The sequence below is a fragment of the Pseudomonas sp. MD195_PC81_125 genome (assembly GCF_014060985.1).
GTDB classification, from domain to species: domain Bacteria; phylum Pseudomonadota; class Gammaproteobacteria; order Pseudomonadales; family Pseudomonadaceae; genus Aquipseudomonas; species Aquipseudomonas parakoreensis.
In genome coordinates this window covers 1-11,800 of the sequence record NZ_JABULD010000417.1, presented here as the reverse complement: position 1 = coordinate 11,800, position 11,800 = coordinate 1, and the positions used below count along the sequence as shown (strand labels likewise).

8 protein-coding genes and 1 pseudogene are annotated in these 11,800 nt (G+C 62.1%); 6 read left to right on the top strand and 3 right to left on the bottom strand.

The genetic code is table 11. From position 1 onward, the window contains the following. Positions 1 to 183 precede the first annotated feature (183 nt). The 5 genes and pseudogenes from gshA to tauD all read left to right on the top strand — a co-directional run bounded on the left by gshA (position 184) and on the right by tauD (position 5,573). Positions 184 to 1,767 carry a glutamate--cysteine ligase gene (gene gshA, locus HT737_RS17050; protein ID WP_121183112.1) on the top strand — a complete coding sequence of 528 codons (1,584 nt, stop codon included), beginning with the start codon at positions 184 to 186 and terminating at the stop codon, positions 1,765 to 1,767. A gap of 207 nt (positions 1,768 to 1,974) precedes the next feature. Then, positions 1,975 to 2,952, top strand: coding sequence for a taurine ABC transporter substrate-binding protein (gene tauA / locus HT737_RS17045; RefSeq protein ID WP_047290810.1), 978 nt, complete (start codon positions 1,975 to 1,977; stop codon positions 2,950 to 2,952). Between the two features lie 16 nt (positions 2,953 to 2,968). Next, entirely contained in the window at positions 2,969 to 3,763 is a 795-nt protein-coding gene (gene tauB, locus HT737_RS17040) for a taurine ABC transporter ATP-binding subunit (RefSeq protein ID WP_131670875.1), read from the top strand. After that, positions 3,760 to 4,592 (top strand): annotated as a pseudogene (tauC, locus tag HT737_RS17035) (taurine ABC transporter permease TauC). Before tauB ends, tauC begins: the two are co-directional and overlap by 4 nt. A gap of 138 nt (positions 4,593 to 4,730) precedes the next feature. Further along, positions 4,731 to 5,573, top strand: coding sequence for a taurine dioxygenase (gene tauD, locus HT737_RS17030; protein WP_182403383.1), 843 nt, complete (start codon positions 4,731 to 4,733; stop codon positions 5,571 to 5,573). Between the two features lie 160 nt (positions 5,574 to 5,733). On the opposite strand, the gene mgrA is transcribed toward tauD, so the two are convergent. From mgrA to HT737_RS17015, 3 genes are all read right to left on the bottom strand, one after another. Next, positions 5,734 to 6,771 (bottom strand): L-glyceraldehyde 3-phosphate reductase, encoded by a 1,038-nt coding sequence (gene mgrA, locus HT737_RS17025; RefSeq protein ID WP_182403381.1) that lies wholly within the window; start codon positions 6,769 to 6,771, stop codon positions 5,734 to 5,736. Between the two features lie 174 nt (positions 6,772 to 6,945). Continuing rightward, positions 6,946 to 8,265, bottom strand: coding sequence for an LLM class flavin-dependent oxidoreductase (locus HT737_RS17020; protein WP_182403379.1), 1,320 nt, complete (start codon positions 8,263 to 8,265; stop codon positions 6,946 to 6,948). A gap of 1 nt (position 8,266) precedes the next feature. After that, the gene (locus tag HT737_RS17015; protein ID WP_182403377.1) at positions 8,267 to 10,492 is read right to left on the bottom strand and encodes a TonB-dependent receptor; all 2,226 of its coding nucleotides are present in this window, start codon (positions 10,490 to 10,492) and stop codon (positions 8,267 to 8,269) included. 205 nt (positions 10,493 to 10,697) lie between these two features. Here HT737_RS17015 and HT737_RS17010 point away from each other — a divergent pair, with 205 nt between their 5' ends. Further along, positions 10,698 to 11,735 carry a LacI family DNA-binding transcriptional regulator gene (locus tag HT737_RS17010; RefSeq protein WP_182403375.1) on the top strand — a complete coding sequence of 346 codons (1,038 nt, stop codon included), beginning with the start codon at positions 10,698 to 10,700 and terminating at the stop codon, positions 11,733 to 11,735. Positions 11,736 to 11,800: the final 65 nt, after the last annotated feature.

Below are 11,800 nucleotides of genomic sequence, written 5' to 3'. Positions count from 1 at the left end.
TCTTTTGATCTTGCTATTGAAAAAACAAAAATCAAAAAGATCGCAGCCTGCGGCAGCTCCTACAGTTTATGTGTGTGGCTGACCGGCTAGAAAACCAGGCGAAAACGCCAGTTTCAACTTCACCCTTGTAGACCGTCCTGCCCACCCCCATATTGGGGCGACTGACGCGTGAAGGAATCCAAATTGAGCGAACTTCTCAACCGCCGCCTGGCTCTGCTCGGCGAGCGCGCCAACCTCTCTCTGCTCGAACAGTGCCTCCACGGTATCGAACGTGAATGCCTGCGCGTGACCAGTGAAGGTCGTCTGGCGCAAACGCCGCACCCGGAAGCCTTGGGTTCCGCGCTGACCAATGAACAGATCACCACCGACTATTCCGAGTCGCTGCTGGAATTCATCACCCCCGCCCTGCCCGATCCGGCCGATACGCTGGCGAGCCTGGACAAGATTCATCGCTTTGCCTACAGCAAGCTCGGCAACGAGTACCTGTGGAGTCCATCGATGCCGTGCCCGTTGCCGGCCGAGGAAGATATCCCGATTGCCTATTACGGCACCTCCAACATCGGTCAGCTCAAGTACGTCTACCGCAAAGGCCTGGCCCTGCGGTACGGCAAGACCATGCAGTGCATCGCCGGGATTCACTACAACTTTTCCCTGCCGGAAAAGCTCTGGCCGCTGCTGCGCGAAGCCGAAGGTTTCGTCGGCACCGACCGCGATTTCCAGTCGTCGTCCTACATCGCGCTGATCCGCAACTTCCGCCGCTACAGCTGGCTGCTGATGTACCTGTTCGGTGCTTCGCCAGCGCTGGATGCGGGCTTCCTGCGCGGCCGTTCGCATCAGTTGGAACAACTGGATGCGGACACCCTGTACCTGCCGTACGCCACCAGCCTGCGCATGAGCGACCTCGGTTACCAGAGCAACGCCCAGGCCGGCCTGACGCCGTGCTACAACGATCTGGCGAGCTACACCGACAGCCTGCGCAAAGCCGTGGCCACGCCGTATCCGCCGTATGTGGAAGTCGGCACGCACCAGGATGGAGAGTGGGTTCAGCTCAACACCAACATCCTGCAGATCGAAAACGAGTACTACTCCAACATCCGCCCGAAACGCGTGACCTACACCGGCGAGCGGCCAATCCAGGCACTGATGGCCCGTGGCATTCAGTACGTCGAAGTGCGTTGCCTGGACATCAACCCGTTCCTCCCGATGGGCATCGACGTCACCGAGTCGCGCTTCCTCGACGCGTTCCTGCTGTACTGCGCGCTGAACGACAGTCCGCTGCTGACCAACACTTCGTGCGGCAACGCCACCTCGAACTTCCTCAGCGTGGTCAAGGAAGGCCGGCGTCCGGGGCTGCAATTGCAGCGTGACGGTGAAGCGGTCGAGCTGAAGGTCTGGGCAGCCGAGCTGCTGGAAAAAATCGCACCGCTGGCGGCGTTGCTTGATCAAAGCCACGGCGGCGACGCGCATAGCAAGGCGCTGGATGCGCAACTGGCCAAAGTCAGCGACCCGTCCCTGACCCCGTCGGCGCAGGTGCTGGCCGCGATGGCCGAGCACAAGGAAAGCTTTGCGCAATTCTCCCTGCGTCAGAGCCAGGCCCACGCCGAGTTCTTCCGCCGCGAGCCGTTGACGGCGGATGAGCAGGCGAAGTTTGAGGAACTGGCGCGTTCGTCGCTGGCACAACAGGCGGAGCTTGAACAGAACGAGGTGGGCGATTTCGATGTGTTTGTCGGGTCGTATCAGGCGAGCATTCTGGCGATCAGCAACTAAGCGCCGCCTTTGAAAAGATCGCAGCCTGCGGCAGCTCCTACAGGGTGTACGCCTATCCCATGTAGGAGCTGCCGCAGGCTGCGATCTTTTGATCTTTAGATTTTTCCGCTCATAAGCTAAGTCTAAAAAGTTATTTATTTTTAGTTTCTTAGATCATTTAGTCTCCTTTCACGCCGATCGTCGGTCGCCTGATTTGGAGCACTCCCCATGAAACTGAATTTCCCGCTTCGCCTGCTGGCCGTGGCCTCTCTGGCTGCTGCGAGCTTTCTGGCGCAGGCCGCCGACCTCACCGTCGCTTACCAGACCACCGTCGACCCGGCGAAAGTCGCCCAGGCCGATGGCACCTACGAGAAAGCCACCAAAGCCGACATCAGCTGGCGCAAGTTCGACAACGGCGCCGACATCATCGCCGCCATCGCGTCCGGTGACGTGCAGATCGGCTATCTCGGTTCCAGTCCGCTGACCGCTGCGATCACCCGCAAAGTTCCGGTGGAAACCTTCCTCATCGCCACCCAGATCGGCGCCGCCGAAGCACTGGTCGCTCGCGACGGTTCCGGGATCAAGACCCCGCAGGATCTGGTCGGCAAGAAAATCGCCGTGCCGTTCGTGTCCACCGGTCACTACAGCCTGCTCGCCGCGCTGAAGCACTGGAACATCGATCCGTCGAAAGTCACCGTGCTCAACCTCGCCCCGCCAGCGATCATCGCCGCGTGGAAACGCGGTGATATCGACGCCACTTACGTGTGGGATCCGGCCCTCGGTGTGGCCAAGGAAAACGGCAAAGTGCTGATCACTTCCGGCGAACTGGCCAAGTTCGGCGCGCCGACCTTCGATGCCTGGATCGTGCGCAAGGACTTCGCCGAGAAGCACCCGGAAATCGTCACCGCGTTCGCCAAGGTCACCCTCGACGCCTACGCCGATTACCGCAAGGATCCCAAAGCCTGGCTCGCCGACCAGTCCCACGTCGACAAGCTGGTGAAACTCTCCGGCGCCAAGGCCAGCGACATTCCATTGCTGCTGCAAGGCAACGTCTACCCGTTGGCAGCTGATCAAGTGATCAGCCTCGGCGCGCCGACCACCCAAGCCATCACCGACACCGCCGCGTTCCTCAAGGAGCAAGGCAAGGTCGAAGCCGTACTGCCGGACTACGCGCCGTACGTCAGCGCCAAATACATCACCAACTGATCGGGAGTTCACTGCGATGGCCTTGCTACAGCTGGAGCGCATCAGCGCACAGTACCCGGGCAGCCCGGAACCGGTGCTGGCGGACATTTCCCTGACCCTCGGGCCTCAGCAATTGCTGGTCGCCCTCGGCCCGTCCGGCAGTGGCAAGACCTCGCTGTTGAACCTGATTGCCGGCTTCGTCGAACCCAGCGCCGGGCGCATCACCCTCGACGGCGTGCCGGTCAAAGGCCCGAGCGCCGAACGTGGTGTGGTGTTCCAGGATGACGCGCTGCTGCCCTGGCAGGATGTGTTGGCCAACGTCGCGTTCGGTCTGGAACTGGCTGGTATCGCCAAGGACAAGCGCGAAAAGATCGCCCGGGAAATGCTCGCGCTGGTTGATCTCTCAGGGTTCGAAAGCCGTCGTATCTGGCAACTCTCCGGCGGCCAGAAACAGCGCGTCGGCCTGGCCCGCGCCCTCGCGGCCGACCCGCGCGTGCTGCTGATGGACGAGCCCTTCGGCGCCCTCGACGCCTTCACTCGCGAGCAGATGCAGGAGCTGTTGCTGCAAGTCTGGCAGCGCACCGCCAAACCGGTGTTCCTGATTACCCACGACATCGAAGAAGCGGTATTCCTCGCCACTGACCTGATTCTGCTGGCGCCGAATCCGGGGCAGATCGTTGAGCGTCTGCCTCTGGATTTCGGCCAGCGCTACGCCGCCGGTGAGTCGGCGCGAGCGATCAAATCCGACCCGCGTTTTATCGAAACCCGCGAGCACGTGCTGAGCAGAGTGTTCTCGCAACGCAGCGCCGTGCAACGGCAGGAGCGCGCATGAGCAGTTACGACGTTTCCGCCCCCGCAGTGAAAACCCCGTCGGTAGCGATTCCAGTCCGGCGCAGCTCAGCACCCGCTGGATCAGCTTGCTGACCCTGTTCGCCTTACTGGTGATCTGGTGGGCCGTGACTGCCACCGGTTTGATCGAACCGCTGTTCCTGCCGCCACCGTCCGCCGTGTTGCAAAAAGGCTGGTTGCTGGCGACCACCGGTTACATGGATTCGACCCTGTGGCAGCACCTGGGCGCGAGCCTGAGCCGCATCGGTCTGGGTCTGGGTTTTGCGATTCTGACCGCAGTGCCGGTGGGCATCGCCATCGGCGCCAACCGTATTGCCCGTGGTGTGCTTGATCCGTTGATCGAGTTCTACCGGCCGATTCCGCCACTGGCTTATCTGCCGCTGATCGTGATCTGGTGTGGTATCGGCGAGTTGTCGAAAGTGCTGCTGATCTACCTGGCGATTTTCGCCCCGATTGCCATTGCCACCGCGACCGGCGTGCGCACCGTTGACCCGGCGAAATTGCGCGCTGCTCAGTCGCTCGGTGCGACCCGCGCACAGTTGATCCGCCACGTGATTTTGCCCAGCGCCCTGCCAGATATTCTGACCGGTGTGCGCATCGGTCTGGGCGTCGGCTGGTCGACTCTGGTCGCTGCCGAACTGATCGCCGCCACCAGCGGTTTGGGGTTCATGGTGCAGTCGGCTGCGCAATTTCTGGTCACCGATGTGGTGGTGCTGGGGATTCTGGTGATCGCCCTGATCGCCTTCGCCATGGAAATGGGCCTGCGCGCCCTGCAGCGCAAACTGGTGCCGTGGCACGGCCAAACCCACTAAAGCATTTGTGAATCCTCCTGTGTAGGAGCTGCCGCAGGCTGCGATCTTTTGATCTGCTTTTTAAAAAACAAATCAAAAGATCGCAGCCTGCGGCAGCTCCTACAGGGGCGCGGTTACCCGGAATTGAAGAGAACCATCATGAGCAGCCTGACCATCACCCCCTTAAGTTCGGCCCTCGGCGCGCAGATCAGCGGCGTCGACGTCAGCCAGCCGTTGAACCTGGAACAGCGCAATGCCATCGAGCAGGCGCTGCTCAAGTACCAGGTGCTGTTCTTTCGCAACCAGCCGATCGAGCCTGCGCAACAGGCGCGTTTCGCGGCGTACTTTGGCGACCTGCACATCCATCCGATCTACCCGAACGTGCCGGAGCAGCCCGAGGTGCTGATCCTCGACACCGCCGTCACCGACGTGCGCGACAACGCGATCTGGCACACCGACGTGACCTTCCTGCCAACGCCGGCGATGGGCGCGGTGCTCAGCGCCAAGCTGCTGCCGGAGTTCGGTGGCGATACGTTGTGGGCCAGCGGGATCGCCGCGTACGAAGCGCTGTCGGCGCCGATGAAAACCCTGCTCGAAGGGCTGACTGCGACCCACGATTTCACCCGCTCGTTTCCGCTGGAGCGCTACGGCAACACGCCCGAAGCGCTGGCACAGTGGGAAGAGGCACGACGCAAGAACCCACCGTTGTCACACCCGGTGATCCGCACGCACCCGGTAAGCGGTCGCCGTTCGTTGTTCGTCAACGAAGGCTTCACCTCAAAGATCAACGAACTGTCGGACACCGAAAGCGAGGCGATTCTGAAATTCCTGTTCGCCCACGCAACGCGGCCTGAATTCACCATTCGCTGGCGCTGGCAGCAGGACGACATCGCGTTCTGGGATAACCGCGTGACCCAGCATTACGCGGTGGATGATTACCGTCCGGCACGGCGGGTGATGCAACGGGCGACGGTGCTGGGGGATGTGCCGTTCTTCAAATGAGGCCCGATTTCCTCGTTGTCTGAACTGACCCCTTCGCGGGCAAGCCCGCTCCCACAGGTACAGCACCGTTCACAGACTTTGTGTACGACTGGAACCCTGTGGGAGCGGGCTTGCCCGCGAAAGCGTCAGAGCAGGCGCCGAATAACTCGGCGCCAGTCATTTATTCAGCGGTCGACGGCTTCTCCCACAGATTGATCCCGCCCTCTTGGGCAAACCGGTCGATCTCCGCCAGTTCCTCAGCACTGAAGCTCAGATTCTTCAGCGCCCCGACGTTTTCGATGATCTGCTCCGGCCGGCTCGCACCGATCAGCGCCGAAGTTACCCGTGGATCACGCAGGGTCCAGGCCAATGCCAGCTGCGCCAGGCTCTGGCCACGACGTTTGGCGATCTCGTTCAACGCACGCACGTGGGCAATGTTGGCCTCGGACAAGTGCGACGCCTGCAGCGAACCACCGCCCGGACGATTGACCCGCGCATCCGCCGGCACGCCATTGAGGTATTTGTCGGTCAGCAGACCTTGGGCCAACGGCGTGAACGCGATCACACCAGTGCCGAGTTCTTCGGTGGTGTCGAGCAGGTCTTTTTCCACCCAGCGATTGAGCAGGTTGTACGCCGGCTGATGAATCAGCAGCGGCACTTTCCATTCCTTGAGCAGCGCAGCGATCTCGCGGGTTTTCACCCCGGAGTACGACGAGATGCCGATGTACAACGCCTTGCCCCGCTGCACGGCGGTGGCGAGGGCGCTGGCGGTCTCTTCCAGAGGGGTGTCCGGGTCGAAGCGGTGCGAATAGAAAATATCCACGTAGTCCAGACCGAGGCGCTGCAGGCTCTGGTCGAGGCTGGCCAGCACGTATTTGCGCGAGCCGCCGCCCTGACCGTACGGGCCGGCCCACATGTCCCAACCGGCCTTGCTGGAGATGATCAGCTCATCGCGGTACGGCTTGAAGTCTTCGCGCAGCAGACGACCGAAGTTGATTTCGGCGCTGCCGTATGGCGGGCCGTAGTTGTTGGCCAGGTCGAAGTGGTTGATGCCCAGGTCGAACGCCGTACGCAGCAGGGCGCGCTGGGTGTCGATCGGCGTGCTGTCGCCGAAGTTGTGCCACAGGCCCAGCGACAGCGCGGGCAGCACCAGACCGCTGCGGCCGACGCGGCGGTAAGGGATGGAGTCGTAGCGGTTTTCGGCAGCGGTATAAGTCATCGAATCCTCTCTTGTTTGATTAACAGCAAATTGAGGGTGAATTTCAACTTTGTGGTGAGGGTATTTATCCCCGATGGACGGCGTAGCCGTCCCAAAAAAAATCGCGAATTTGAATACAGATTTGGGGGTGGCTTTCGCCACCCATCGGGGATAAATCCCCTCACCACAGGGTGTTTACACAAATCTGTTTTGCGGCCGGGCCAGGCCGAGGTGTTCGCGCAACGTCCGGCCCTCATACTCGGTTCTGAACAGCCCGCGCCGCTGCAGTTCCGGGACCACACCATGGGCGAAGTCTTCGAGACCGCCCGGCAGGTGCGGCACCAGCACGTTGAAGCCATCCGCCGCGCCTTGTTCGAACCACGCCTGCAAGTGATCGGCGATCTGCGTCGGCGTGCCCACCAGGCTGTAATGCCCGCGTCCGCCAGCAATCCTGCGGCCCAATTCGGCGAGGGTCAGGTTCTCCCGGCCCGCCAGCTCAGTCAGCAGTTTCTGCCGGCTCTGCTGGCCGCTGTCGGTCAGCGGCAACTCAGGCAACGGTCCGTCCAGCGGGTACTTCGACAAGTCGAAGTTGCCCAGCATACGCCCAAGCAACGCCACGCCAACCTCCGGCTCGACCAATTGCTGAAACGTTTCACATTTTTCCTGCGCTTCGGCTTCTGTCTGCCCGACGACGACAAACACTCCCGGCATGATTTTCAGCGAATCGGCACTGCGTCCGTACTTGGCCAGACGTCCCTTGAGGTCGGCGTAGAACGCCTGCGCACCGTCCAGCGACGTCTGCGCGGTGAACACCACTTCAGCAGTTTGTGCCGCCAGCTCACGCCCGGTTTCGGATGAGCCGGCCTGCACGATTACCGGTTGTCCCTGCGGCGAGCGTGCGACGTTCAACGGGCCTTTCACCCGAAAGTGCTCACCGACGTGATCCAGCACGTGCAGCTTCGACGGGTCGTAATACGCGCCGCTGGCCTTGTCGCGCACGAAGGCATCGTCCTCCCAACTGTCCCACAGCCCGGTGACCACCTGATGAAACTCCCGGGCGCGGCTGTAGCGCTCGGCGTGGCCGATGTGCTCGTCGCGACCAAAGTTCAGTGCCTCGGCAGCGTTGTCCGAGGTCACCAGATTCCACCCGGCGCGGCCGCCCGACAGATGATCGAGCGAGGCGAATTTGCGCGCCACGTGATACGGCTCGTTGTAGCTGGTGGTCGCCGTGGCGATCAGGCCGATGTGCTCGGTCACCGCGCTCAGGGCCGAGAGCAAAGTCAGCGGCTCGAAGTGATCCGAGCGTGCCATGCGGCTGGCGATGGTCTGGGTCGGCGCGGCAACGCTGTCGGCGACGAACAGCGTGTCGAATTTCGCCGCCTCGGCAATCTGCGCCAGACGCTTGTAGTGGGCGAAATCCAGCCCGGCATTGGCCGGCACCTGCGGGTGCCGCCACGCGGCGACGTGGTGCCCGGTGGCCATTAGAAAGGCGCCGAGTTTCAGCTGTCTGCTCATCTCAGAAATCCTTGCGCAGTTGCACGCCGAAGTAGCGCTCGTCATCCCGTGGCACGGCGCGGTAGATGTAGTTGCCGCCGCTGGCGAGCAGGGGTGAATAGGACTTGTCGGCGAGGTTTTTGCCCAGCAGCGCCACGCGCCAGCCGTTGCTGTAATCGGCGAGAGCGACGCTGGCATTCCAGAGGCCGTAGGCACCTTGTTTGGTGTCGGCGTTCTGGCTGATGTCGTACTGCACTTCGCTCTGCCAGCTGTAGTCGGTGCCGAGTTCGATATCCAGGCCGTTGTCCAGCGGGATGCTGTAGTCGGCGCGCACGTAGCTTTTCCAGTCGGGGCTGAACGGCAACGGCTTGCCATTGACGTTGCAGGACGCTGCCGCACCGGCCGGGCAACTGAATTGGTCGATGCGCGCGCGGGTGTAGGCCAGCGCCCCGGAGAACTTCAGTTGCTGGGTCGCCTGCAAGGCGTAATCGAGCTCGACGCCTTCGGTGCTGACGCTGCCGGCGTTGATCAGGCGCGTCACCACTTGCCCGGCGACCGTGTCAAAAAAGTTCGCTTGATAGTTGTCGTAGTCGCTGTGGAACACCGCGAGGTTGGTGGTCAGCCGGTTGTTCCAGCTGGTGGCCTTGATCCCCGCCTCCCAAGTGTTCGAGGTCTCCGGTTTCAGCGCTTCGGTGTCACGCGGCTGCATGTTGAAGAACACGTTGTAGGCCGGGCCTTTGTAGCCGCGCGAGTAGGTCAGGTACGTGGTGACTGCATCACTGAGGTCGTACTGCACGCCGAGCCGACCAGACCAGCCGTCCTCGTCCACCGAACCGGAACTGCGGGTGGCCGGCTGGATGCCGCTGACCGTGGTCGCCGAGGTCGAGACGCGGCGGTGAGCGTATTCCAGATCATCGTGGGTGTAGCGCAGGCCGGCGATGCCACGCAGGTCGGAAGTGAAGTTCAGCGTGGCTTCGCCAAACGCCGCGTAGCTGTCGCTGGTGGTGCTGTAGTCAGCCACGCCACGGTTGACGCTGGTCGGCGTCGTCAGGGTGCGCTGGTAGGTCTCGTCATCCTTGCCGTGCATGTAGAACAGGCCGCCGACGTATTCGAGGAACTCACCTTTCGGCGAGGCCAGGCGCAGCTCTTGCGAGTACTGGTCGAAGGAAAGATCGCCCTTGTCGGCGGTGCCGGGGAACGCTGCGGTGATCGTGCTCAGCCGATCGCCGTCCTGATACTGGGTGTTGTCCCAGCCGCGCCACGCAGTGATCGAGGTCAGGGTGTAACCGCCCAGTTGCCAGTCGAGCTGGCCGGACAGGCCCTTGTTGGTGTCCTCGACATGGCTGCGGGTATCGGTGTTGATGTCGCGGTTGTGACTGCTGGCGTAGACCGGGCCCAGCGCGTTGGCGAAGGCCGGGGTCAGCGACTTGCTGACCACGCCGTTGGGGCCGTCGTCGTGGGACTGCATGTAGTCGGCAATCAAGGTGAAGGTGACGTCGTCGTTCGGGGTGAATTCGAGTTTGCCGCGCACCCCGCGATGGTTGTAGCCGTTGACCTCCTGGCCGTTGTGCTGGTTATCGACGTTGCCGTCGTACGTGCCGAACAGGGTGCTGATCGACCCCTTGAGCGTATCCGGAATCAGGCTGCCGCCAATGCCGAAGCGGGTGCGGCTTTCGTTGCCGCTGTAGTACGACTGGTCGATGTAACCGTGGGTCTCGTTGGTCGGCGCCTTGCTGGTGATGTTGAGCACACCGGCCGAGGCGTTCTTGCCGAACAGCGTGCCTTGCGGGCCACGCAGCACTTCGACGCGCTCCAGATCCAGCAGGTCGAGAGTCGATTGACCGGGACGCGCATAGACCACGCCATCGATCATCGTGGCCACCGTTGGCTCGACGCCGGGCGAGGTGGAAATCGTGCCGACGCCCCGCACAAACAACGAGGTGTCCTTGTTCGACGCCCCAGTGCGGAAATTCAGCGACGGCACTTGCTGGACGATGCTTGCCACGCCGTTACGGTTATCGCGCTCCAGTTGTTCGCCGTCGATCACCGACACTGCCACCGGCACCTTCTGCAGCGACGCTTCGCGGCGAGTGGCGGTGACCGTGACGGACTTGAGGGTCGGCTCTTGTTCGCGGCTGTCGGCGGCGAAAGCCGTGGGCAGCGGCAACGCCGCCAGCCCTGTAAAAATCCAGCCAGCGGCGCGAATCGATTGCGCCAGTTTGTGTGTCGCCTCAGGAGTGCTGTGCATGGTTGCCCGCTCGAAATTGGCCCTGAACCGCTGCCGTTCTGCGACGACAGCGCCTGAATCGGTGTCTTGGGCATTCGCTCGAGCGAGTAGCAGACAATGCGCCTTGTTAGCGCTAACATCGCCAGTATTGGCAAGCTCGGCATAGAGCGTCCAATACTGAAAAATTACTTTTATATGCGTTTTGGTTTTTAAGAAGGATTGAGCCTTGAGCCAGGAAAAGCCCCGCAAACGCCGTGGCGCCGGACGCGTGACCCTGAATGCAGTGGCGCGCGAGGCTGGCGTCTCGGCGATTACCGTGTCGCGCTATTTCAATCAGCCGGAAACCGTCTCGCCCGAGCGCCGCGAGCGAATTGCGGCGGTGGTCGCCAAGCTCGGTTACGTGCCGAATCTGGTGGCCGGCGGACTGGCCTCGGCGCGGGGCAAAATCGTCGGCATGGTGATTCCGAACATCTCCGGGCCGATCTTCGCCAACACCATTCAGGGTTTCAGCGACACCCTCAGCCGTCACGGTTATCAGTTGCTGCTGGCGTCGAGTTACTTCAGCACCGAGCAGGAAGAAAACGCCGTGCGGGCGTTTCTTGGCTGGTCGCCGGCCGCGTTGGTGCTGACCAGTCATTTCCATAGTTCGGGCACGGAAAAGATGATTGCCGAAGCGGATATTCCGGTCATCGAAACCTGGGATTACCAGCCGGACCGCGAACCGATGCAGATTGGTTTTTCGCACTATGAAGTCGGCGTGACCGCTGCCCGCTATCTGCTCGACAAAGGCTATCGCCGCATCGCCTTCGTACAGAACAGCGCCCCCGGCGACCTCAGTGCGCTGGAACGTCGCGACGGTTATGCCGCCACCGTGCGCGAGTTCGGCCTTGAGCCTTGGGTATTCGCCCCCGACGCCGACCGCGCGCCGTTCGAAGCCGGCAAGCAAGCGATGGAAGCGCTGATGAACGCCGCTCCCCGCCCCGACGCGATCATCTTCGCCAACGACAACCTCGCCGCCGGCGGCCTGCTCGCCGCGCAACGCGCCGGCCTCAGAATTCCCGAAGACTGCGCCGTGCTCGGCTTCGGCGATTACCCGTTCGCCGAGATGCTGTTGCCGAGCCTGAGCACGATCAAGCCACCGGCACTGGAGATCGGCGTGCTGGCGGCAACGCGGGTATTGGAAAGTCTTGGGGTGTTGCCGAGCGCTGATGTGCAGCGGCTGAATCTGTTGCAGTGCCAGTTGATCGAGCGCGAAAGTACATGATTCAACAACCTCTGTAGGAGCTGCCGCAGGTGCGATCTTTTGATTCTGGCTTTTTAAAAGCGAAA